At 68.4% G+C, this 22786-nt stretch carries 26 protein-coding genes and 2 tRNA genes; 8 read left to right on the plus strand and 20 right to left on the minus strand.

The genetic code is table 11. The features are described 5' to 3' along the window. Positions 1-6: 6 nt before the first annotated feature. From LMH63_RS12845 to LMH63_RS19540, 8 genes are read left to right on the plus strand one after another with little or no spacing between them, the layout of a single operon-like run. Positions 7-219 carry a hypothetical protein gene (locus LMH63_RS12845; protein WP_109679601.1) on the plus strand — a complete coding sequence of 71 codons (213 nt, stop codon included), beginning with the start codon at positions 7-9 and terminating at the stop codon, positions 217-219. Next, complete coding sequence (locus tag LMH63_RS12850; protein ID WP_109679600.1) at positions 216-443, plus strand: hypothetical protein; 228 nt, start codon at positions 216-218, stop codon at positions 441-443. The genes LMH63_RS12845 and LMH63_RS12850 overlap by 4 nt, the downstream gene beginning before the upstream one ends. Further along, complete coding sequence (locus LMH63_RS12855; protein ID WP_158280430.1) at positions 440-586, plus strand: hypothetical protein; 147 nt, start codon at positions 440-442, stop codon at positions 584-586. Before LMH63_RS12850 ends, LMH63_RS12855 begins: the two co-directional genes overlap by 4 nt. Next, positions 583-915 carry a DUF4326 domain-containing protein gene (locus tag LMH63_RS12860; RefSeq protein ID WP_109679599.1) on the plus strand — a complete coding sequence of 111 codons (333 nt, stop codon included), beginning with the start codon at positions 583-585 and terminating at the stop codon, positions 913-915. Before LMH63_RS12855 ends, LMH63_RS12860 begins: the two co-directional genes overlap by 4 nt. After that, positions 912-1160 (plus strand): Lar family restriction alleviation protein, encoded by a 249-nt coding sequence (locus LMH63_RS12865; protein ID WP_109679598.1) that lies wholly within the window; start codon positions 912-914, stop codon positions 1158-1160. Before LMH63_RS12860 ends, LMH63_RS12865 begins: the two co-directional genes overlap by 4 nt. Next, positions 1157-1693 (plus strand): hypothetical protein, encoded by a 537-nt coding sequence (locus LMH63_RS12870; RefSeq protein ID WP_109679597.1) that lies wholly within the window; start codon positions 1157-1159, stop codon positions 1691-1693. The genes LMH63_RS12865 and LMH63_RS12870 overlap by 4 nt, the downstream gene beginning before the upstream one ends. Beyond that, positions 1690-1833 (plus strand): hypothetical protein, encoded by a 144-nt coding sequence (locus tag LMH63_RS12875; RefSeq protein WP_158280429.1) that lies wholly within the window; start codon positions 1690-1692, stop codon positions 1831-1833. Before LMH63_RS12870 ends, LMH63_RS12875 begins: the two co-directional genes overlap by 4 nt. A gap of 10 nt (positions 1834-1843) precedes the next feature. Continuing rightward, a complete protein-coding gene (locus LMH63_RS19540; RefSeq protein WP_109679658.1) occupies positions 1844-3418 on the plus strand; it encodes a recombinase family protein in 1575 nt (524 codons plus the stop codon). On the opposite strand, the gene LMH63_RS12880 is transcribed toward LMH63_RS19540, so the two are convergent. The 20 genes from LMH63_RS12880 to glmM all read right to left on the minus strand — a co-directional run bounded on the left by LMH63_RS12880 (position 3375) and on the right by glmM (position 22733). Continuing rightward, positions 3375-3451, minus strand: a tRNA-Met gene (locus LMH63_RS12880). The genes LMH63_RS19540 and LMH63_RS12880 overlap by 44 nt on opposite strands. Before the next feature lie 196 nt (positions 3452-3647). Further along, positions 3648-3977: a DUF2818 family protein gene (locus tag LMH63_RS12885; RefSeq protein WP_109679596.1), complete on the minus strand. Its 330-nt coding sequence runs from the start codon at positions 3975-3977 to the stop codon at positions 3648-3650. Between the two features lie 102 nt (positions 3978-4079). Further along, positions 4080-5516: an NADH-quinone oxidoreductase subunit NuoN gene (gene nuoN, locus LMH63_RS12890; protein WP_109679595.1), complete on the minus strand. Its 1437-nt coding sequence runs from the start codon at positions 5514-5516 to the stop codon at positions 4080-4082. Positions 5517-5561: 45 nt separating this feature from the next. After that, positions 5562-7073, minus strand: coding sequence for an NADH-quinone oxidoreductase subunit M (locus LMH63_RS12895; RefSeq protein ID WP_109679594.1), 1512 nt, complete (start codon positions 7071-7073; stop codon positions 5562-5564). A 52-nt stretch (positions 7074-7125) separates the two neighbouring features. Next, positions 7126-9105 (minus strand): NADH-quinone oxidoreductase subunit L, encoded by a 1980-nt coding sequence (nuoL, locus tag LMH63_RS12900; RefSeq protein WP_109679593.1) that lies wholly within the window; start codon positions 9103-9105, stop codon positions 7126-7128. A gap of 4 nt (positions 9106-9109) precedes the next feature. Then, positions 9110-9415 (minus strand): NADH-quinone oxidoreductase subunit NuoK, encoded by a 306-nt coding sequence (nuoK, locus tag LMH63_RS12905; protein ID WP_109679592.1) that lies wholly within the window; start codon positions 9413-9415, stop codon positions 9110-9112. 53 nt (positions 9416-9468) lie between these two features. Then, positions 9469-10080 carry an NADH-quinone oxidoreductase subunit J gene (locus LMH63_RS12910; RefSeq protein WP_109679657.1) on the minus strand — a complete coding sequence of 204 codons (612 nt, stop codon included), beginning with the start codon at positions 10078-10080 and terminating at the stop codon, positions 9469-9471. 541 nt (positions 10081-10621) lie between these two features. Further along, a complete protein-coding gene (nuoI, locus tag LMH63_RS12915) occupies positions 10622-11110 on the minus strand; it encodes an NADH-quinone oxidoreductase subunit NuoI (protein WP_109677363.1) in 489 nt (162 codons plus the stop codon). Between the two features lie 79 nt (positions 11111-11189). Next, entirely contained in the window at positions 11190-12209 is a 1020-nt protein-coding gene (nuoH, locus tag LMH63_RS12920; protein ID WP_109677361.1) for an NADH-quinone oxidoreductase subunit NuoH, read from the minus strand. A gap of 27 nt (positions 12210-12236) precedes the next feature. After that, complete coding sequence (gene nuoG / locus LMH63_RS12925; protein ID WP_109677359.1) at positions 12237-14642, minus strand: NADH-quinone oxidoreductase subunit NuoG; 2406 nt, start codon at positions 14640-14642, stop codon at positions 12237-12239. Continuing rightward, positions 14639-15916 carry an NADH-quinone oxidoreductase subunit NuoF gene (nuoF, locus tag LMH63_RS12930; RefSeq protein WP_109677358.1) on the minus strand — a complete coding sequence of 426 codons (1278 nt, stop codon included), beginning with the start codon at positions 15914-15916 and terminating at the stop codon, positions 14639-14641. Before nuoF ends, nuoG begins: the two co-directional genes overlap by 4 nt. Positions 15917-15918: 2 nt before the next feature. Continuing rightward, complete coding sequence (locus LMH63_RS12935; protein WP_109677356.1) at positions 15919-16431, minus strand: NADH-quinone oxidoreductase subunit NuoE family protein; 513 nt, start codon at positions 16429-16431, stop codon at positions 15919-15921. Continuing rightward, positions 16428-17681, minus strand: coding sequence for an NADH-quinone oxidoreductase subunit D (locus LMH63_RS12940; RefSeq protein ID WP_109677354.1), 1254 nt, complete (start codon positions 17679-17681; stop codon positions 16428-16430). The genes LMH63_RS12935 and LMH63_RS12940 overlap by 4 nt, the downstream gene beginning before the upstream one ends. Further along, positions 17674-18414 (minus strand): NADH-quinone oxidoreductase subunit C, encoded by a 741-nt coding sequence (locus LMH63_RS12945; protein ID WP_109677352.1) that lies wholly within the window; start codon positions 18412-18414, stop codon positions 17674-17676. Before LMH63_RS12945 ends, LMH63_RS12940 begins: the two co-directional genes overlap by 8 nt. A 9-nt stretch (positions 18415-18423) precedes the next feature. Beyond that, a complete protein-coding gene (locus LMH63_RS12950; protein WP_109677350.1) occupies positions 18424-18900 on the minus strand; it encodes a NuoB/complex I 20 kDa subunit family protein in 477 nt (158 codons plus the stop codon). Beyond that, positions 18891-19250 carry an NADH-quinone oxidoreductase subunit A gene (locus tag LMH63_RS12955; protein WP_109677349.1) on the minus strand — a complete coding sequence of 120 codons (360 nt, stop codon included), beginning with the start codon at positions 19248-19250 and terminating at the stop codon, positions 18891-18893. Before LMH63_RS12955 ends, LMH63_RS12950 begins: the two co-directional genes overlap by 10 nt. A 173-nt stretch (positions 19251-19423) precedes the next feature. Then, positions 19424-19508: transfer RNA gene (locus tag LMH63_RS12960), tRNA-Leu, on the minus strand. Between the two features lie 83 nt (positions 19509-19591). Next, positions 19592-19990 carry a preprotein translocase subunit SecG gene (gene secG / locus LMH63_RS12965; RefSeq protein WP_109677347.1) on the minus strand — a complete coding sequence of 133 codons (399 nt, stop codon included), beginning with the start codon at positions 19988-19990 and terminating at the stop codon, positions 19592-19594. A 34-nt stretch (positions 19991-20024) separates the two neighbouring features. Beyond that, the gene (gene tpiA / locus LMH63_RS12970) at positions 20025-20783 is read right to left on the minus strand and encodes a triose-phosphate isomerase (protein ID WP_109677345.1); all 759 of its coding nucleotides are present in this window, start codon (positions 20781-20783) and stop codon (positions 20025-20027) included. Between the two features lie 597 nt (positions 20784-21380). Continuing rightward, positions 21381-22733, minus strand: coding sequence for a phosphoglucosamine mutase (gene glmM, locus LMH63_RS12975; RefSeq protein ID WP_109677343.1), 1353 nt, complete (start codon positions 22731-22733; stop codon positions 21381-21383). Positions 22734-22786: the final 53 nt, after the last annotated feature.

Consider the following 22786-nt stretch of genomic DNA (forward strand, 5'->3'; position numbering starts at 1 on the left):
AAACCCATGGAAAACCCGTTCATCACCGGCCACTTCAACGGCCATCCGGTGGGCCACACCGACGCCCAATCGCGCATCGAGGCAGCGAGGCGGTTTGACCGTGCCCAGTGTCTGGCGGCGCTTGAGGTGCCTGGGCTGCAGAAGACCGTGCGCAATGCAGTTGAGCGGCGGCTGCGGAAGTTGGAGGCAGCGCTGGCGCACCAGGAGCAGAGGCGATGATCGCCAACGCCGCAACCTGCACAGACAACGACATTGACCGCGACGCCCTGAAGCGCGAGGAGCAGCAGCTATTTAACGAGCTGGCCGTCGCCAAGCGATCCGAAGAGGCCCTGGCCAAGCTCCGCCGGTTCCGCCAGATCAGGCGCCTGCTGCAGGAAACCGCACCGCCGCCTCCGCCGCCGGAGCCAAAGCAGCAGGAGCTGTTCGCGGAGGGCACGCGATGACCCATGACCTCACCTACGCCTCACGCGGCCGCAGTGGCTGGGTCACCGTCTTTTGCCGGCGATGCCGCACCGTCGTCTTTGAGGCCACGAGCGCCGCCGAGGCGCTGATCTTCGTGATGGATTACCGGGAGGGCGCGCTATGACTCCCAAACGCATCCAGCTCCGCCGCGCCCGCGGCTGGCGGATGCCCGAGAACACGGTGAAGGTCGACCGCTCCACGCCGTGGGGCAACCCCTTCATCACCGGAAAGCACGGCACGCGTGCCGAGTGCGTAGAGCTCTACCGCGGCCTTATGGCGGGGTTCATCTGCCTGACCACTTTCAACGCCGATAAGCAGAAGGCCGCGCGGGAACACGTGATCCACCACATCGACGAGCTCCGCGGCAAGAACCTCGCTTGCTGGTGCCCGCCGGACGCTCCGTGCCACGCGGACGTGCTGCTGGAGATCGCGAACCGCGAGGAGACGCCATGACCCGCTACGCCGAAACAAGCAAGGTCCCAGCCCCCTGCCCCTTCTGCGGCAGTCCCGCCGTCGCTCACTGGACCAACCAGGAGCTCGGCATCACGTTCATCCAGTGCAGCGGCTGCAGCGCCACGGTGTCGTTCACCGAGGCCCCGCGAGGAAGAGAGGCGGTGCTGGCGTGGAATGCGCGCAGCGGCGTGGATGAGCAGGTTCGCGCCCGACGGGCGCAGAGGCGGAGGAGGGGCACGCATTGAGCATCGACAGCGACCTCGCCCGCAGCACTGAAGCCCGCCACGGTGCCGACGTCGCCACCCTGGTCCGCCGGTGCATCGCCGACGGCCTGAGCCAGTCCCAGGCCTGCGGGCGCCTGGGTGTGCCACGTGGCACAGTCGGCCGCTGGGCGAAGATGCTCGGCATCCGATGGGTACCCCGCCGCGATTTACAGGTCGCCGCCCTCCGCCGGCAGAGCGCCCGCAACACCTACCGCTGGGTCGAGATCGACGGAGAGCGCATCACCATCGGCGAGCTCCACCGGCGCACCGGCATCGCGCTCACCACACTGCGCATGCGCTACGACGCCGGCCTGCGCGGCCGAGCCCTCACGCGCCGACCAGGCCGCCAGGGCAAGGCGCCTGCCCACTACCACCTCGGCATTGGTGAGCGCGACTGGCGAATCATCCTTGAGCATGCGGAACAGCACGGGCCGAAGACCACGGCGAACCGACTGGGCATACCTCTCGGAGCGATCCAGGCGATGCGGCGGGGCGACGTGTGGAGGGTGGCGTGAGCGAAGCACACCGCAAGCTGATCGAGCTGATCGCCCGCCAGGCCGTACGCGAGCATCTGACACGTGAAACCGCGCAACGGCGGGATCGGGAGAGTGGTCAACAGAATCGGGCCTGCACGAAGCGGGCAGCCAACGGCTAGGCTTCACTCCATGCGCACCGCCGCCTACGCCCGATACTCCAGCGACCAGCAGCGAGAGCAGTCCATCCGAGACCAGCTCCGCAACTGCGCCGCTTACTGCGAGCGCATGGGCTGGCCAGAGCCGGAGCCCTATAGCGACGAGGCCGTTTCAGGATCGCTTAGGGAGCGACCTGGATACCAGCGCCTGCTCAAAGCCGCTGAGGCCCACGCTTTCGACGTGCTCCTGGTGGATGACCTTTCTCGCCTTTCGCGCGACCAAGTGGAATCTACGCAGGCACTGCGGCTGATGCAGTACCGCGGGATCCGCGTCATCGGCATCAGCGACGGCGTGGACACCGATCAGCGAGGCTACAAGCTCCAGGCCGGTGTCCGCGGCCTGATGGCCGAGCTCTACCTCGACGACCTAGCCGAGAAGACGCACCGCGGCCTCACCGGACAAGCCCTCGCCGGCTACTCCGCCGGCGGCCTGCCCTACGGCTACCGCTCCGTGGAGGACCACGACGGACACCGCCGGGAGATCGACGAGGACGCCGCGACCTGGGTTCGCTGGATCTTCGAGCGCTACGCCGCCGGGTGGAGCCCGAGGCGCATCGCCTCCGCGCTGAACGAGCGCCGCATACCGTCACCCCGCGGCGGCAAGTGGTCGCAGACCGCCATCTACGGCGACGCCAAGCGCGGCACCGGCCTGCTAAACCAGCCCCTCTATGCCGGCAAGCAGATATGGAACCGATCCCGCTGGGTGAAGGATCCCGCCGACGGAAAGCGCAAGCGCAAGGAGCGCCCGGAGAGCGAGTGGATCATCACCGAGCACGAGGATCTTCGCATCGTCGACCAGGCGACGTGGGATGCGGTGAAAGCCCGTCAGCGGGATACCCGCGCTCGAACACGCAAGGCCCAGGAGGCGCTCGGGCGCCACGCACGGCTCGGCCGTGGGCCAAAGTACGTGCTGAGTGGGCTGCTGCAGTGCGGAGTCTGCGGCGGGAACTACGTCATCATCGACCGGTATCGGTATGGCTGCGGCCGTCACCGGGACCGCGGACCGAGCGCCTGCACGAACAGCGAGTGCGTGCCGCGACGTGTCGCCGAGGAGCGTCTCCTCGAGCACATCAAGGCCGAGCTACTGAGCGAGGAGGCCTACCAGCTGTTTGCCCAGGAAGTACGCCGCCTCATGGCGGCCGAGAAGCCGGATCCAACGGCCACCCGACGAGAGGTCGCAGAGGCCGAGCGCGAGATCGAGAACATCATGGCGGCCATCCGGCAGGGCATGATCACGCCATCGACGCGCAGCGCCCTGGAGGCGGCCGAGGCACGCAGGGATGCGGCCAAAGACCGGCTGGCCGCCATCAAGGCCTACGAGCCGACCCAGGTGCTGCCCCGGGCGCGCGAAATCTATGAGGGATGGGTGCGCCGCCTCGAGGAGCTGGACGACGTAGCGGAGGCCAGAGAGGCGGTACGGGAGATCACCGGTGTGATCCGGTTGATCCCCGACCGCGGCCTCGTCGCGCAGTTGCAGGCCAGCGGCCTGGCCTGTCAACTAAGAGTGGTAGCGGGGGCAGGATTTGAACCTGCGACCTTCGGGTTATGAGCCCGACGAGCTACCGGACTGCTCCACCCCGCAATCGGTAGCGCGCATATTACGGATGCATTGCGGCGTTTTCAAGGGCCGCAGCCCGGCACTGGACAGTCGGTTTCAGGTTCCACACTCGGAGGTCGTGCACGGCGCAGCCGTGTGCGACGTCCTTGCGCCGCGCGGTCCCCGGTCTCGCATCCCGGTCGGTGCCATGGCCGGGCCGCGGGTCGCGCCACAGGTGCGGCTAACGCCCGCGCCGGCGCTTGCGAAGGTGGCGGCGGAGGTCGTGGTGGTAGATGAAGCCCGGCAGGGCGAACACCGCGAACAGGCACAGGACGATGACCCAGAACTCCCAGTCCTGATCCTGCAGCTGCCCCTGGGTGCGCTGCTCCAGTGCTGCACCGGCCAGGCCCACGAGGCCGAACATCAGCAGCCACTCCAGCAGACGGATCCATTCCCGCTTACCGCGGGGCGGCACCGGGAGCAGGAACAGCGGCCGTTCCGAGAGCCAGGGCAGGTTCGCCGCCACCAGCGCCAGACCGAACAGCAGCCAGATTGCCGCGGCATCGCTCATGCCGTGGCCACCCGGCCTGCCTCACCGATCCACCGCTGCCGCTGCGGGTCCGGCAGGCAATCCCGGGTGGTGCTCGCTGGGCGCATCGTACCGACGGGCGCGCTACAGCCCGAAGGCGGCACGGCAGGCCGAGATCAGCGCATCCGGGAACAGCCCGAGCAGCAGCACCGCGCCGCCGTTGGCCGCGAGCATCACCCGCTGCCCTAGCGGCGCCTCGAGCGGCGGGCCGTCGGACTCGAGGCGGTCGAAGTAGACCGCCTTCAGCACGCGCAGGTAGTAGAACGCACCGATCACCGCGAACACCACCGCCAGCACCGCGAGCCAGATCAGGCCGGCATCGATCAGGGCCTGCAGCACCAGCCACTTGGCGTAGAAACCCACGGTGCCGGGGATGCCGGTCATCGAGAACATGAGCAGCAGCATGACGAACGCGAAGCCGCTGTGGCGCTCGTTCAGGCCCTTCATGTCGTCGATCATCTCCGCCTCGAACCCGCGGCGTGAGAGCAGGATGATCATGCCGAAGGCGCCGGCGGCCATGAGTCCGTAGCTGATGGCATAGAACAGCGCCGCGGCGTAGCCGTCGTCGCTGCCGGCGATCAGCCCGAGGAACAGGAAGCCGATGTGCGAGATGGTGCTGTAGGCCAGCATGCGCTTGAGGTTGGTCTGCACCAGCGCGACCAGGTTGCCCACCACCAGTGAGCCCACGGCGAGAATGACCGCCATCACCTGCCACTGGTCATGCAGGCCGCCCAGCCCCTCGCCGAGCAGCCGCACGAACAGCGCCAGCGCCGCCACCTTGGGTGCGCTGCCGATGAACAGGGTGGAGGCCGTGGGCGCGCCCTGGTAGACGTCCGGGATCCACATGTGGAACGGCACGGCACCGAACTTGAAGGCGACCCCCACCAGGGCGAAGGTCATGCCGAAGGCGAGCAGGAGATTGGCCTCGCCGCTGCTGGCGGCGGCCACGTCGGCCAGCAGCAGACTGCCGGTGGCGCCGTAGATCATGGACATGCCGTAGAGCAGCATGCCCGAGGACAGCGCACCGAGGACGAAGTACTTCATCGCCGCCTCGGCGCCGATGCGGCTCTCGCGATCAAACGCGACCATGGCGTAGAGGGAGAGCGAGAGCATCTCCAGGCCGATGTACAGCACCAGCAGGCTCGCGGCCGAAGCCATCACCAGCATGCCGAGCACGGCGAACAGACCGAGCAGGTAGTACTCGCCCCGCAGCAGGTCGCGCTGGCGCAGGTAGTCGCGGCTGTAGGCCAGGGCGAGCAGCGAGATCACGCAGATCGCGACCTTGAGCACCGCCGCCAGGCTGTCCGAGACGTACATGCCGTTGAACGTGGTCGCGGCCTCGCCCCAGTGCGTCTCCAGCGCCAGCCACGCCGCCACCACCAGCGTGAACTGCGTGAGGTAGAAGGCCGGCGCGCTCTCCCGCCCGCTGGCGAAGAGATCCACCACCAGCACCACGCAGAGCATGATGGCAACCCAGATCTCGGGGGCCGCCATGGCGAATTGGGGCATTTCGAAGCTCATAGTCGTCCTCGAGCCAGCAGTTCGTGACCGCGGGGCGCCGTCGGCTCAGGAGCCGGGCGCCACCTGGCGGAGCAGTTCGGTGAGCGAGGGCTCCATCACCTCGATCAGCGGGGCCGGATAGATGCCCACCAGCAGCACCACCGCGGCCAGGGCGCCGAGCACGGCGAACTCGCGCCGGTTGAGATCCTGCAGCGCATCGACCTGTGAGTTGGCCACCTCGCCGTAGACGACGCGCTTGATCATCCAGAGGCTGTAGGCCGCACCGAGGATGAGCGTCAGACCCGCGATGGCGGCATACCAGAAGCCCGCCTGGAAGCTCGCGAGGATCACCATGAACTCGCCGACGAAACCGGAGGTGCCCGGCAGGCCGGCGTTGGCCATGGCGAACAGCACGAAGAAGCTCGCGAACACCGGCATGCGGTTGACCACGCCGCCATAGTCGCGGATCAACCGCGTGTGCATGCGGTCGTAGAGCACGCCGACGCAGAGGAACATGGCCGCAGAGACGAAGCCATGGGAGACCATCTGCACGACGCCGCCCTCCAGTGCCAGCACCGCGCCCTGCTCGTCCCCGCCGTTGGCGAGGATGCGGAAGATAATGAAGAACCCGAGGGTAACGAAGCCCATGTGCGCGATGGAGGAGTAGGCGATGAGCTTCTTGAGGTCCTCCTGCACCATGGCGACCAGGCCGATGTAGACCACCGCGATCAGCGACAGCCCGATCACCAGCCAGTCCAGCGCCATGCTCGCCTCCGGCGCGATGGGCAGGCTGAAGCGCAGGAAACCGTAGCCGCCGATCTTCAGCGTGATCGCGGCGAGGATAACGGAGCCACCCGTGGGCGCCTCCACATGGGCGTCCGGCAGCCAGGTGTGCACCGGCCACATCGGCACCTTCACCGCAAAGGCGGCGAGGAAGGCAAGGAACACCATCGTCTGGGCGGCGAGCGGTAGCTCCAGCGCATGGAAGGCGAGAATGTCGAAGGTTCCCGCCTGCGTGCGCAGGTAGATCAGCGCCACCAGCATCAGCACGGAGCCGAGGAAGGTGTAGATGAAGAACTTCAGCGTCGCGTAGATCCGGTTCGGCCCGCCCCAGATGCCGATGATCAGGAACATCGGGATGAGCATCGCCTCGAAGAAAACGTAGAACAGGATCGCGTCCAGCGCGCTGAACACGCCGATCATGATGCCTTCCATGATCAGGAAGGCCGCCAGATACTGGCTCGGCTTGTAGCGGATCACCTCCCAGGCGGCGATCACCACCAGCAGCGTCGAGAACGCTGTAAGCAGGATCAGCGGCATGGAGATGCCGTCGACGCCCAGGTGGTAGTCGATGTCGAACGCGGAGATCCAGGACGTGCGCTCGACGAACTGCATCGCCGCCGTGCCCGGCTCGAACCCCGTCCAAAGCCCCAGGCTCAGCAGGAAGGTCACCGCGGCGGTGGTCACGGCGATCCAGCGCGCGCGGTCCGCGTCGCGGTCACCGGCAAGCAGCACCACCGCGCCACCGAGTATCGGCAGCCATACCAGCAGGCTCAGCAGGGGCCAACCTTCAAACATTCCTCAGATTCCTTGCCCAGTCGCGCGGGCGGAGCGGCACCGGCCGCCCCGCTCAGGAAAACCAGCCACGCCAGCCGCCAACGAAGACGGTAAGCAGCACCAGCAGGCCGATGATCATGGCGAACGCGTAGTGATACAGGTAGCCGGACTGTACGCCGCGGACCACGCCGGCGATGCGCCCGATGGTGCGCGCGGTGCCGTTGACGATCACGCCGTCGATGAGCCCGGCATCGCCGCCGCGCCAGAGCACCTGCCCCAGGCCACGGCCGGCGGCGGCAAAGCCGCCGATGTAGAGGTCGTCAAAGCCGTACTTGCGCTCCAGGACGCGAATGGCGAGTGCCGCGCGCTGGTGCACCAGCGGCAGCAGGTCCGGACGGCGGATATACAGAAACCAGGCCAGCAGCGCGCCGGCCACCGTCAGCCAGAACGCGGGGTTGACCGCCGCGTGCAGTCCGAAGGCGAAGGCGCCGTGGAAGTGGCTGCCGAGCTCGGCGAGGACGTCATTGTCCCGGGCCACGAAGATGGCGTCGCCGAAGAAGCCGCCGAAGAGCAGCGGGCCGATGGTGAAGAATCCGATCAGCACCGACGGCACCGCCAGCGCCACCAGCGGCCACTCCATGACCGGCAGCACGTAGCGCGGCAGGTGCTGCATGTGCTCTTTGGCGTGCGGATCAATGCGCTCCTCGCCCCAGAACACCAGGAAGTAGAGGCGGAAGCTGTAGAGGGCGGTGACGAACACGCCGAGCAGCACGCACCAGTAGGCGAAGGTCGCGCCCGCCCGGTCCGCCAGGTGCACCGCCTCGATGATGGCGTCCTTGGAGTAGTAGCCGGAGAAGAACGGCGTGCCCACCAGCGCGAGGGTACCCAGCAGCATGGTGATGTGGGTGCGGGGCAGGTACTTGCGCAGGTTGCCCATACGGCGCATGTCCTGCTCATGGTGCAGGGCGACGATCACGGCCCCTGCGCCGAGGAACAGCAGCGCCTTGAAGAAGGCATGGGTCATCAGATGGAAGATGCCGGCGGCGTAGGCCGAGGCGCCGAGGCCGACGAACATGTAGCCGAGCTGGGAGAGGGTGGAATAGGCGATGACGCGCTTGATGTCGTTCTGCACCAGGCCCACCAGCCCCATGAACAGCGCCGTGATCGCCCCGAGCACCAGCACCGTGGACAGTGCCGCCTCGGAGAGCTCGAACAGCGGCGACATGCGGGCCACCAGGAAGATCCCGGCGGTGACCATGGTGGCCGCATGGATGAGCGCGGAGATCGGTGTCGGACCCTCCATGGAGTCCGGCAGCCAGACGTGGAGCGGCACCTGGGCGGACTTGCCCATGGCGCCAATGAACAGAAGGATGCAGGCCACGCTCGCCACCAGCATCTCGCCGCCGAAGAGGCTCATGGTGAGGTCGGGGCTGTCGGCGGCGGCGGCGAACACCTCGGCGTAGTCGAGGCTGCCGTAGTACATCAGCACCGCGGCGATACCGAGCAGGAAGCCGAAGTCGCCCACCCGGTTGACCAGGAAGGCCTTGAGGTTGGCGAAGATCGCGCTCTCGCGGTTGAACCAGAAGCCGATCAGCAGATATGAGACCAGGCCTACCGCTTCCCAGCCGAAGAACAGCTGCAGGAAGTTGTTCGCCATCACCAGCATCAGCATGGAGAAGGTGAACAGATTGATGTAGCTGAAGAAGCGCTGGTAGCCGGCGTCGTCGTGCATGTAGCCGATGGTGTAGACGTGCACCGCCAGCGAGACGCTGGTGACCACCACCATCATGAGTGCAGTCAGCCGGTCCACCAGGAAGCCCACCTCGAGCTGCAGACCACCCGCCACCGCCCAGGTATAGATGGTGCCGTTGAAGGTCGGCGCCCCGCCCCAGACGTGCAGAACCAGCACCACCAGGGAGAGCACCGCCGACAGGCCGACGGCGGCGATGGTCACGCGGTGGGCGTTGGCGCGCCCGATGCTGCGCGCGAACAGGCCCGCCGCGATGGCGCCAAGCAGCGGCGCCAGCGCGATGACGAGATACAGCGTCTGCATGCGATCAGCCCTTCATGCTGTCCAGGTCGCCGACGTTGATGGTGTCCCGGTTGCGGAACAGCACCACCAGGATGGCGAGCCCGATGGCCGACTCGGCGGCGGCCACGGTGAGGATGAAGAACACGAACACCTGCCCGTGGATATCACCGAGAAAGTGCGAGAAGGCGATGAAGTTGAAGTTCACCGCCAGCAGGATGAGCTCGATGGACATGAGCAGGATGATGGCGTTCTTCCGGTTGAGGAAGATGCCGGCCATCCCTAAGGCGAACAGCAGCGCGCCCAGTACCAGATAGTCGGAGAGCTCGATCATTGGCTTGATCCCGGCCGTTGTTTGGCTTGGTTCCGCGGTTCCCGTGCCCGTTCTTATGACTTCTCGCGGCGCTCGGCGGTCATGCGCACCACGCGCAGGCGCTCCGCCTTGGTGGTGCGCACCTGACGGGCCACGTCCTGGTGCTTGGTCCCGCCCCGACGGCGCAGGGTGAGCATGATCGCGGCGATGATGGCGAGCAGCAGGATCAGCGCCGCGAGCTCGAACGGATAGACATACACCGTATAGAGCACGCTGCCGAGCAGGCGCACGTTGTTGCCGCCCTCAGCCGCTGCGCCGACGTCGGCGGCGGTCATGCCCGCGAGGTCCACCTCTCCGGAGCCGAGCACCAGCAGCATCTCCAGCACCATGACCACCGCCACCAGCGCACCGATGGGCAGATACCGGGCAAACCCCTCGCGCAGCGGCGCCATGTTGACGTCCAGCATCATCACCACGAACAGGAACAGCACCATCACCGCGCCCACGTACACCAGCACCAGCGCAATGCCGAGGAACTCGGCCTCCGCCATCAGCCACAGCGCGGCGCTGTTGAAGAAGGCAAGCACCAGGGCGAGCGCGGCGTGCACCGGGTTGCGCACGGTGATGACCATGGTCGCCGCGGCCAGCAGGATGCCCGCGAACACGTAGAAGATCAGCTGCTCAATCACGTCGTGCCCCTGGTCGAGCGGTTCTTCGTCGCGCGCCCCCACCGGCGCGCGCCGCGGCATCCGGAGCCGCGGGTCGTTGTCAGGTGCCCACTAGCCCGCAATTCTCACCGATCCGCGGCTGCGGACGCGAATCTGGCGGGCAGGCCGGCGTTGTGCTCGGTCCGGGTGCTCGACGTACTGTCGAGTACGCCTAGCGCGCCCGGACTCTCCCGCGCGTTGGGCAGCGCGGAGCCCTTCCCGCGGGCCTCTGCGCTTCAGAGCGGCGACCTGGCAAGGCGGCGTTCGCAGCGAATGGCCGTAGCCCTTTGCAAGAACGCCAACGCAGTCCAGGGCGCCGCTCTGAAGCGCCCTCCGGGGCCGCACGGCGCGCGCGCAGCCGGCGTTGCGCTGCTTGACTGTACCTCGGTACAGCGCTGCGCAGCGCGCCTTGTCTGCACGCGCGCCGTGCGGCCAGAGGCCCGCGGGCAGGGCTCCGCGCTGCCCATCTCCTGCCCGCCATCTCCGCGCCCTCGCTACGCGCATCGGTGAGAACTGCGGGCTAGCGATAGGGCGCGTCGGCAGCGCGGTCGGCGGCGAGCTGGGCCTCGTACTTGTCCCCCAGCGCCAGCAGCTCCTCCTTGTGGATGATCTGCTCGCCGCGGCGCTCGAAATGGTACTCGTGTATCCGGGTCTCGACGATGGAGTCCACCGGGCAGGACTCCTCGCAGAAGCCGCAGTAGATGCACTTGAACAGGTCGATGTCGTAGCGCGTGGTGCGGCGGGTACCGTCCTCCCGCGGCTCGGACTCGATGGTGATGGCCAGCGCCGGGCAGACCGCCTCGCAGAGCTTGCAGGCGATGCAGCGCTCCTCGCCGTTGGGATAGCGGCGCAGCGCGTGCAGCCCGCGGAAGCGCGGCGACTGCGGCGCCCTCTCCTCCGGGTATTCCAGCGTGTATTTGGCATCAAAGAGGTGCCGGCCGGTGAGCCGCATGCCCTTGAGCAGCTCGACCAGCAGAAAACTGTTCACGAAGTCGCGTATCGCCTGCATGCGTTTCACCTCGGGCTCTCGGCCCCTTGCGCGACGCCCGCCCGGCGCCCCGGTGCGGGTCGTGACGGTCAGCCCCGGCTCAGAACCAGGGGCCGAATCCGGTCAGAATGAACACCGACTCCACCACCAGCCACACCACGGTGACCGGGATCAGCACCTTCCAGCCGAGCCGCATGATCTGGTCGTAGCGGTAGCGCGGGAAGGTGCCGCGGAACCAGATGTAGCAGAACAGGAAGAAGGCGACCTTGAGCGAGAACCAGACGATGCCGGGCACCCAGTCAAACAGGGGCCCGAGCAGCGGCAGCCCGTGGAAGGGCGAATACCAGCCACCGAGGAACATGATCGCCGCCAGCCCGGAGATCAGGATCATGTTCGCGTACTCGGCGAGGAAGAAGATGGCGAAGGCCATCCCCGAATACTCTACGTGGAAGCCGGCGACGATCTCCGACTCGCCCTCGGCGACGTCGAAAGGCAGCCGGTTGGTCTCCGCCACTCCGGACACCCAGTAGACCAGGAACAGCGGCAGCAGCGGCAGCCAGAACCAGTTCCAGATCGGCCCCTCCTGGGCGCGCACGATCTCGCCGATGTTGAGGCTGCCGGCGGCCATGAGCACCCCTACCAGCGCGAACCCCATGGCGATCTCGTAGGAGACCACCTGGGCGCCGGCACGCAGCGCCCCCAGCAGGGCGTACTTCGAGTTCGAGGCCCAGCCGGCCAGGATGATGCCGTAGACGCCCATGGAGGTCATCGCCAGGACGTAGAGCAGCCCGGCGTTGATGTCGGCGATCACCAGCCCCTCGCCTACCGGCAGCACCGCCCAGGCGGCCAGCGCCGGCATGATGGAGAGCATCGGCGCGAGCACGAACAGGAAGCGGTTGGCGTTCTGCGGCAGCACCACCTCCTTCATGAGGAGCTTGAGCGCATCCGCGATGGGCTGCAGCAGGCCGTGCCAGCCGACGCGGTTGGGCCCCCGCCGCAGCTGCATGGCACCGATCACCTTGCGCTCGGCATAGGTCATGTACGCCACCGCCAGGAACAGCGGGATGATCAGCGCCACGATCTTGGTGACGATCCAGCTCAGTTCGATCAGCTCACTCATGCGTGCATCGCTTCCTCGTCCCGCGCGTCAGGCGCGCTGCAGGGTGACCTCGCCCACCAGCGGCCCGAGCCCCTCGCTGCCGGGCAGGCCGGCGGCGATCCAGCAACTGCCCGCCGGCACGGCGTCATCGATGCGCAACGGCAGGCGGCGCTCGCGCCCGGCCTGGAGCACCAGCACCGGCTCGCCGTCGCCTATGCCGAGCTCCCCGGCCACCTTGGCCGACACGTGCACCGCCGCCTCGCCGGCGTGCGCCGTGCGCTGCAGCGAGGCCGCCCGGCGCGTCAGCCCGTCGACGTTGAACATGGCCGGCGCGCCGATGCGCAGGGGGCCCTCGAGCTTGACGGGCGTCGGCCGTGCCGCCCAGTCCGGCGCCGCAGCGACACCCGCCTCGCCGGCGACGCTGCGCACCGCGTGGTGGATCTCGTCCGGGGCCTGGTACTCGAAGCCCGCCACCTCCAGGACGTTGGCGAGCACGCGCAGCACGCGCCAGGCCGGACGCGCCTCGCCCAGGGGCCGCGCCACGCCGGCGAAAGTCTGCCAGCGGCCTTCGGCGTTGACGAAGGTGCCGGCGGTCTCGCCCAGGGTGCCGATGGGCAGCAGCACGTCGGCATGCTCGCGCAGGCCGGGTCCGTCCCAGGCGGTGAGGGCCACCACGGTATCGGCAGCAGCCAGGGCCGCCAGCGCCGTGGCCCCGTCCCAGGTATCGTGCTCCGGCTCGACGCTGAGCAGCAGATAGCCCCGGCGGGGCTGCTCCAGCATGGCCCGGGCATCAAGCCCCTGGCCGGCACTGCCATCGGGGCGGCGCTCCGGCAGCGCGCCGGCGAGCCAGCCGCCAGCGCTGTTGGCGCCATCGGTCAGGCGACCATAGCGGGCCCCGGCGAGCTCGGCGATGCAGCCGGCCAGGGCCCGCAGCTCCGCCCCCGCCGGATGCGCCTCGGCCAGGGCGCCGAGCAGCACGGCACCGCGCTCACCCCGGGCCAGCGCCCGGGCGATCGCCTCGTGGGCGGCCTTCGGTCTGGCACGCCCGGCCCAGGTGCCGAGCCCCTCCGGCACGGCAACGCCCTGCTCGGCGGCCAGTGCCGTTGCCACCAGGGCCAGCTCCCGCGGCAGTGTCGCGGCATCGGCCACCTGCTCAACGGCCAGATCGAAGTTCCAGTCGAAGCCCCGCGGGTTCACCGCCATCACCGCACCGCCGCGGCGGGCCGCCTTGCGCAGGCGATGGTTGAGCAGCGGCTGCTCGTGGCGCGGATAGGCACCGATCAGCAGCGCGGCGTCCAGGCGCTCGAGCTCGGCCACCGGCAGGCCGAGACCCGGGAAGCCGTCGGCGGGCGCGCCGTCGCGGAAATCCCCCTGGCGCAGGCGGTGGTCGATATGGTCGCTGCCGAGCTCGCGCACCAGGCGCGAGAGCAGATACATCTCCTCCAGGGTCGCCGAGGGCGAGATCAGGGCGCCGAGGGCGTCGCCGCCGTGATCGCGGACGACGTCGCGCAGGCCGTTGGCGGCGGCCTCCAGGGCCGTCTGCCAGTCCACGGTCTGCCACTCGCCGTTGCGCCGGATCTGGGGCTCCGTGAGGCGCTCCTCGCTGTAGATGCCCTCGTAGGAGAAGCGGTCCCGGTCGCTGATCCAGCACTCGTTCACCGCCTCGTTGTCCCGCGGCACCACGCGCTTGACGGTACCCCGCACCTGATGCAGGTGGATGTTCGAGCCGAGGCAGTCGTGGGGCGCGACGCTGGGATGGCTCAGCATCTCCCAGGCGCGGGCCCGGTAGCGGTAGGGCCGCGAGGTCAGCGCCCCCACCGGGCAGAGGTCGATGATGTTGCCGGAGAGCTCGGAGTGCACGCCGTGGCCCACCAGGGTGCTGATCTCGGTGTGCTCGCCACGGTGCATGGCGCCGAGCTCCGAGGTGCCGGCGATCTCGTCGAGGAAGCGCACACAGCGGGTGCAGTGGATGCAACGGGTCATCTCGGTGGCGATGAGCGGGCCGAGATTCTCGTCCTTGACCACGCGCTTGCCCTCGACGAAGCGCGAGACACTGCGCCCGTACCCGAGGGCCAGGTCCTGCAGCTCGCACTCGCCGCCCTGATCGCAGATCGGGCAGTCCAGGGGGTGGTTGATGAGCAGGAACTCCATCACCCCCTTCTGCGCCTTCAGCGCCCGCTCGGAGGCGGTACGCACCACCATGCCGTCGGCCACCGCGGTGATGCAGGCAGGCAGCGGCTTCGGCGCCGGACGCCCGCCCATCTCCACGTCCACCAGGCACATGCGGCAGTTCGCGGGGGCCGAGAGCTTGCTGTGGTAGCAGAAGCGGGGGATGTCGATGCCGTGCTCGTCGGCCACGGCAATGATCGTGGCCCCCTTCGGCGCCTGGAAGGTCTCGCCGTCGATCTCGACGCTCACGGTCTCGGGATGCTGGGTCTCGACCTTCGCGCTCATGCCGCTGCCTCGACGATGGATCGCTTGTGCTCGATGTAGTACTCGAACTCGTGGCGCCAGTGCTTGAGCACGCTCTGCACCGGCCAGGCGGCTGCCTCGCCGAAGGCGCAGATGGTATGCCCGGCGATCTGGCCGGCGGCGGACTCCAGCAGCTCGATGTCCTCCGGGCGGCCGTGACCCTCGTAGATCCGCTTGATCACCCGGTACATCCAGCCGCAACCCTCGCGGCAGGGCGTGCACTGGCCGCAGGACTCGGCATAGTAAAAGCGGCTGACGCGCATGATCGCCTTGACCATGTCGGTGGTCTCGTCCATCACCACCACCCCGCCGGAGCCGAGCGCGGTGCCGGCCTTCATCAGCGAGTCGTAGTCCATGTCCAGCTCGAGCATCTGCTCGCCCGGCACCATCGGCATGGACGAGCCGCCGGGGATGACCGCCTTGAGCCGGCGGCCGCCGCGCACGCCGCCGGCCATCTCGAGCAGCTCCCGGAACGGGGTGCCCAGCGAGATCTCGAAATTGCCCGGCTTCTCCACGTGACCGGAGACGCAGAAGATCTTGGTGCCGCCATTGTTGGGCTTGCCGAGGTCCAGAAACCACTCGGCGCCGTTGCGGATGATCGCCGGCACCGAGGCCAGGGTCTCGGTGTTGTTGATCGTGGTGGGCCGGCCGTAGACGCCCACCTGGGCGGGGAACGGCGGCTTGTTGCGCGGCATCCCCTTCTTGCCTTCCAGGGACTCCATCAGCGCCGACTCCTCGCCGCAGATGTAGGCGCCGGCGCCGATGTAGTTGTGGATCTCGTAGTCGTAACCGGAGCCGAGGATGTTCTCGCCGAGGTAGCCGGCCTCACGCGCCTCGCGCACCGCCTGCTCCATGCGCTCGAGGGGCTCCTTCATGAACTCGCCGCGGAGGTAGTTGTAGCCCACCGTCGCGCCCATGGCGTAGCCGGCGATGATCATGCCCTCGATCAGCGCATGCGGGTTGTAGCGCAGGATGTCTCGGTCCTTGCAGGTGCCGGGCTCGGACTCGTCGGAGTTGCAGAGCAGGTACTTCGGCCCCGGCGCGCTGCGGGGCATGAAGCTCCACTTCATGCCCGCGGGGAATCCGGCGCCGCCGCGGCCGCGGAGGTTGGCCGACTTCACCTCCTCGATCACGTCCTCCTGACTCATGCCCTCGCCCAATACCTTCTCGAGCGCCTGATAGCCGCCTACCTTGCGGTAGTTCTCCAGCGTCCAGGGCTCGTCGAAGTCCAGGGTCGTGTAGCAGACGCGGGTCATGGTCACTCCAGCCGGTCGAGGATTTCGTCGATCTTCTCGGGGGTGAGGTCGGTGTAGTAGACCTCGTCCACGAGCATCATCGGCGCGCCCGTGCAGGCGGCGAGACACTCCTCCTCGCGCTTCAGGGTGATGCGCCCGTCCGGCGTGGTCTCGCCGAGACGGATGCCGAGCTTCTTCTCTGCATGGGCCACGATCTCCTCCGCGCCGCAGAGCATGCAGGAGATGTTGGTGCAGATGTTGACCTTGTGCCGGCCCACGGGCTCGGTGTCGAACATGGAGTAGAAGGTCGCCACCTCGTAGACCTTCACCGGCGGCAGGCCGATGTACTCGGCCACGGCGTCCATGCGCGCCCGCGGCAGCCAGCCGCCGCTGCCGTGCTGGGCGACGTGCAGCGCCGGGATCACCGCCGAGCGGCGCCCCTCGGGCGTATCGGGGAAACGGGCGAGCCAGCCGTCGATCTCGCGGCGCTCCTCGGCGGTGAGCCCGGATTCCTGGATCTGCTCGGCGCTGCTCACCGGTCCACCTCCCCGAAGACGATATCCATGGTGCCCATGATCGTGACCACATCCGCCAGCATGTGCCCGCTCGCCATCTCGTCCATGGCCGCCATGTGGGCGAAGCCGGGGGCGCGCAGCTTCAGCCGGTAGGGCTTGTTGGCGCCGTCGGAGACGATGTAGGCGCCGAACTCTCCCTTGGGCGCCTCGACGCAGGCGTAGACCTCCCCCGGTGGCGTGCAGTAGCCCTCGGTGAAGAGCTTGAAGTGGTGGATGAGGGATTCCATGTCGTCCTTCATCTCTTCCCGGCTCGGCGGCACCACCTTGTGGTCGTCGAGGATCACCGGGCCGCCGTTGCGGCGCAGCCAGTCGATGCACTGGCGGATGATGCGCACGGACTGGCGCAGCTCCTCCATGCGCACCAGGTAGCGGTCGTAGCAGTCGCCGTTGGTGCCCACCGGGATGTCGAAGTCCATGCGGTCATAGACCTCGTACGGCTGCTTCTTGCGCAGATCCCACTCCACCCCGGAGCCGCGCAGCATGGGGCCGGTAAAGCCGAGCTGCAGCGCCCGCTCCGGCGAGACCACGGCGACGTCCACCAGCCGCTGCTTCCAGATGCGGTTGTCGGTGAGCAGGGTCTCGATCTCGTCGATGGTGCCCACGAAGCGGTCGCAGAACGCCTCGATGAAGTCGAGCATCGTGCCCTGCCGGTCCTTGTTCATCCGCTCGAGGTCCTTCTCGCTGCGGAAGTCCGAGGGCTGGTACTGCGGCATGCGCGCCGGCAGGTCGCGATAGACGCCGCCGGGGCGGTAGTAGGTGGCGTGCATGCGCGTGCCGCTCACCGCCTCGTAGCAGTCCATCAGCTCCTCGCGCTCCTTGAACGCGTAGAGGAAGACCGTCATGGCGCCCACGTCGAGACCATGGGCGCCGATCCAGAGCAGGTGATTCAGGATGCGGGTGATCTCGTCGAACATCACCCGGATGTACTGGGCGCGCTCCGGGGGCGTGATGCCGAGCAGCTTCTCGATGGCGAGCACGTAGGCATGCTCGTTGCACATCATGGACACGTAGTCGAGCCGGTCCATGTAGCCGATGCTCTGGTTGTACGGCTTGGTCTCGGCAAGCTTCTCGGTGGCCCGGTGCAGCAGGCCGATATGCGGGTCCGCCCGGCGCACCGTCTCGCCTTCCATCTCCAGCACCAGGCGCAGCACGCCGTGGGCGGCAGGATGCTGGGGGCCGAAGTTGACCGTGTAGCTGCTGATCTCAGGCATCCCGCGCGTCCTCCTTCGGCTCGCTGCGGCGGTCGGCGTAGCGGTTGTCGTCGCGGATCACGCGCGGCACGAGCACCCGCGGCTCGATGGAGACGGGCTCGTAGACCACCCGCCGGCGGCTCTCGTCGTAGCGCACCTCGACATTGCCGATGAGCGGGAAGTCCTTGCGGAAGGGATGGCCGACAAAGCCATAGTCGGTGAGGATGCGGCGCAGGTCCGGATGGCCGTTGAAGAGGATGCCGAACAGGTCGAAGGCCTCGCGCTCGAACCAGTTGGCGCACGCCCAGAGCGGCACCACCGAGTCGAGCATCGGCAGGTTGTCGTCCTCGGCATAGCAGCGCACCCGCAGCCGGTGATTGCGGGTCAGCGAGAGCAGGTGGTAGACCGCGGCAAAGCGCCGGCCGGTGCTGGACTGGATCTCCTGCACGCCGTAGATCCCGGTCAGGCCCAGGCGCCCGGTGCTGAAGCCGTCCACGCCGCGGCTGAAGCCGGTGTTGGAGGCCTCCTCGGTGATCCACTCGTCCTGGCCGTAGGCGGCGTAGTCGACGCCGGCGATGTCCATGAGCTCCTCGAAGCGAAGGACGTCGTGGTCACGCAGCGTCTGCATCACGCCGTAGAGCTCCGCCGGCGCCACCTCGATCTCGGCCTCGCCGTAGGCCACACGCGTCGCCACGAGGCGCTCGCCGAGGATCGACTCCAGACTGCCGACGAGCTGTTCCGGTGTCTTGGCCATGGGCGCTCCTCAGCGGGCGATGGTGTTGGTGCGGCGGATCTTGTTCTGGAGCTGGACCACGCCGTAGAGCAGGGCCTCCGCCGTCGGCGGACAGCCCGGGACGTAGATGTCCACCGGCACGATGCGGTCACAGCCGCGGGTCACCGAATAGGAGTAATGGTAGTAGCCGCCGCCGTTGGCACAGGACCCCATCGAGATCACCCACTTGGGCTCGGGCATCTGGTCGTAGACGCGGCGCAGCGCCGGCGCCATCTTGTTGACCAGGGTCCCGGCGACGATCATTACGTCCGACTGCCGCGGGGAGGGCCGGAAGATCAGTCCGAGCCGGTCCATGTCATAACGGGCCGCGCCGGCGTGCATCATCTCCACGGCGCAGCAGGCCAGGCCGAACGTCATCGGCCAGAGCGAGCCGGTGCGCGCCCAGTTGATGAGCTTGTCCGCCGAAGTGGTGACGAAGCCCTTCTCGAGAACGCCCTCTATTCCCATTCCAGCGCCCCCTTCTTCCACTCGTACAGAAATCCGACCAGCAGCACCCCGACGAATATCCCCATGGCGGCAAAACCGAACAGGCCGACCTGGTCCAGCACGATCGCCCAGGGGAAGAGAAAGGCGATCTCCAGGTCAAAGATGATGAACAGAATGGCAACGAGGTAGTAGCGCACGTCGAACTTCATGCGCGAGTCCTCGAATGCCTCGAAGCCGCACTCGTACGGGGAGAGCTTGTCCTGGTCCGGGCGCCGGGGCGCCAGCACGAAACCCGCCACCAGCGGGGCGATGCCGATGCCGATGGCAATGACGATGAACACCAGGATCGGAAGGTAGCTCTCGATGTCCATGACGGGCTGCCCCTGCTGCGGAAGGCGGTTCGGCGCGGGCGTTGGGAGCCCGCCGGACCGTCAGCCAGTCTATGGCTGGAACGGTTCCAAGTCAACTCGAGGGCACCGGAAAAATTGCGCTAAATCAAAAAGTTGGGCCCCGCCGGCAAGTACCGGCGGGGCCCTCCTCGATGTGGTGCGGATGGCCGGACTCGAACCGGCACGGCTTGCGCCACTGCCCCCTCAAGACAGCGTGTCTACCAGTTCCACCACATCCGCTTCGGCTGGCTGGCAGCCGGGGGCAAGAATACCAGCGCCCGGCCCCTGGAACAACGCCGCCCCCGCGGCCCGGGCACCAGCGGTTACTCGTCGCCCGGCGGCGGCGCGGGCGCCTCCGCATCGGACTCGCGGCCGCCCGCGGTCGCGCCCTCCGGCGCCGGCGCCGGACCGTCGCCCTCGCTCTCCGAGGCGGGCGCGCTGCTGCTTGCCGGCTCCTCGGCGAAGCGCTCCATCACGCTGCCGCCGCCACCGAAGGTGCCGGCCATGATGGCCAGAGTCAGACTGGTGACGAAGAAACCGGCCCCGAGCACGCCCGTGAGCTTGCCGAGGAAAGAGGCCGAGCCACGCGCCCCGAAGACGGTGCTCGAGGCGCCGCTGCCAAAGGCGGCACCGGCATCGGCGCCCTTGCCGTGCTGAAGCAGCACGATGCCGATGAGCACGAGGGAAATGGCCAGATGGATGACCAGCAGAACCGTATACATGGGTCTCCCGTTACAGCGTCGAGCCGCGGCTGGCCTAGCGCTCGGCCGCCGCTCTGCAGATGGCGAGAAAGTCTTCCGCCTTGAGGGACGCGCCGCCGATGAGGCCGCCGTCCACGTCGGGCATGGAGAGCAGCGCCGCGGCATTGTCCGGCTTCATGCTGCCGCCGTAGAGCAGCCTCACCCCCGCGGCGGCCTCGCCGAGATGTCCGGCCAGGCGGTCGCGCAGCGCCGCGTGCACCGTCTGGGCCTGCTCCGGTGTGGCCGTGCGCCCGGTGCCGATGGCCCAGACCGGCTCGTAGGCGATCACCGCGTCACCGAACCCGTTCGCCCCCACCGCCGCGAACACCGCATCCACCTGACGTGCTACCACGGTCGCGGTGGCGTCCGCCTCGCGCTCGGCGAGGGTCTCGCCCACGCAGAGGATCGGCACCAGCCCCGCCTCGCGGGCCTGACGGAAACGCCGGGCGACCAGGGCGTCGTCGTCCCCATAGTGCTGCCGGCGCTCAGAATGGCCGACGATGACGAAGCGGCAGCCGACGTCCGCCAGCATGGCCGCGGACACCTCGCCGGTATGTGCGCCCTCCGCCTCCGGTGCGACGTTCTGCGCCCCGAGGGCCACCGCACTCCCCGCGAGGCTCGCCGCGGCATCGGCCAGGTGCACGAAGGGCGGACAGATCGCGACCTCCACCGCCTGCGGCGCCGGGACGCCGCTCGCCACCTCGGCGGCGAGGCGCTGGGCATGCGCGCGCAGGCCATGCATCTTCCAGTTGCCGGCAATCAGCGGATGCCGCATCGCGTTGCGTCCCGTGGGGAAAATCGCGGCAAGGTTACGCGGCGCCCGGCATGAAATCAACGCGCCGCCCTACCGACGCCCTCGGCGCCTGCCGAGGGCGGGGGCAACAGTGGCTGAGGCAGGTACGCAATCCGGGGGCGCCGGACGCCTAGCCCGCGTATCTCACCGATTCGCGAAGCGAGGGCGTGGAGATGGCGGGCAGGAGATGGGCAGCGCGGAACCCTTCCCGCGGGCCTCTGCGCTTCAGAGCGGCGGCCTGGCAAGGCGGCGTTCGCAGCGAATGGCCGTAGCCCTTTGCAAGAACGCCAACGCAGTCCAGGGCGCCGCTCTGAAGCGCCCTACGGGGCCGCACAGCGCACGCGCAGCCGGCGTTGCGCTGCTTGACTGTACTCGCTGGTACAGCGCTGCTCAGCGCGCCTTGTCTGCACGCGCGCTGTGCGGCCAGAGGCCCGCGGGAAGGGTTCCGCGCTGCCCAACGCGCGGGAGAGTCCGGGCGCGCAGGCGTACTCGACAGTACGTCGAGCACCCGGGCCGAGCGCAACGCCGGCCTGCCCGCCAGATCCGCGCCCGCAGCCGCGGATCGGTGAGATACGCGGGCTAAGCCGGCGAGGCGGAAAGGGCCTCCCGCACCACTTCCGCCAGGGCCGCGGCATGCCGGCGTACCGCCGCCTCGTCGCGCCCCTCCACCATGACCCGAACCACGGGCTCGGTACCGGAAGGCCGCAGCAGCACCCGACCGGCCTCGCCAAGGGCGTGCTCCACGTCGTTCACCGCCTCGACTACCGCCGCCGTCTCCAGCGGATCGCGGCGCTGGGCCACGGGCACGTTCACCATGTGCTGGGGCAGCTTCTCCATGCCGTCCACCAGCTCGCTCAGCGGGCGTCCCACGGCGACCGCACGGCCGAGGACCTGCAGCGCCGAGACCACGCCGTCCCCAGTGGTGGTGCGATCGAGACAGACGATGTGCCCGGAGGACTCGCCCCCCAGGGTGCCGCCATTGGCGAGCAGCATCTCCAGCACGTAGCGGTCGCCCACGCGAGCGCGCAGGAAAGGCACCTTGAGGCGCTGCAGCGCAAGCTCGAGGCCGAGGTTGGTCATCTGCGTGCCCACCACCGGGCCGGCAAGGCCATCGCCGTCATGGCGATCCCGGGCGATCACCCAGAGCAGCTCGTCACCGTCCAGCAGGCGGCCCTTTTCGTCCACCATCAGCACCCGGTCACCGTCGCCATCCAGGGCAATGCCCGCATCGGCGCGATGTTCGAGAACCGCCTGGCGCATGGCCTCCGGATGCATGGAGCCGCAGTCGACGTTGATATTGAGCCCATCGGGCTGGACGCCAAGGCGGATCACCTCCGCGCCGAGCTCGTGGAACACCGCCGGCGCCACCTGGTAGCCGGCGCCGTTGGCGCAGTCCACCACCAGGCGCAGGCCCTCGAGGCTGCGCCCCGGGCGAAGGGAGTGCTTGCAGAACTCGATGTAGCGGCCGGGCGCGTCCACCAAGCGGAAGGCCTTGCCCAGGCGCTCCGAGGCGACGGTGGTCAGCGGCTCGTCCAGCAGCGCCTCGATGGCGAGCTCGGTGTCGTCGTCGAGCTTGCGGCCCTCGGCGGAGAAGAACTTGATGCCATTGTCCTGGTGCGGGTTGTGCGAGGCGCTGATGACGATGCCCGCATTGGCCTGGAGCGTCCGGGTGAGATAGGCGGTCGCCGGCGTCGGCATCGGCCCGAGCAGCTGGATGTTGACCCCGGCGGCCGACAGCCCCGCCTCCAGCGCCGACTCGAACATGTAGTTGGACAGCCGCGTGTCCTTGCCGATGAGCACCTGATTATTGGTGCCTCGACCCGAGAGCACACGCCCCGCGGCCCAGCCCAGCTTGAGCACGAAATCCGCGGTAATGGGGCTCTCGCCGACCCGGCCGCGGATGCCGTCGGTGCCGAAATAGCGCTTCTGCATGCCAGTGCCCTCCACACTTTGGCGCGCCCGCCCCGGGGCGCATCGGCGCCGGT

The organism is Spiribacter halobius (assembly GCF_020883455.1).
GTDB lineage: Bacteria > Pseudomonadota > Gammaproteobacteria > Nitrococcales > Nitrococcaceae > Sediminicurvatus > Sediminicurvatus halobius.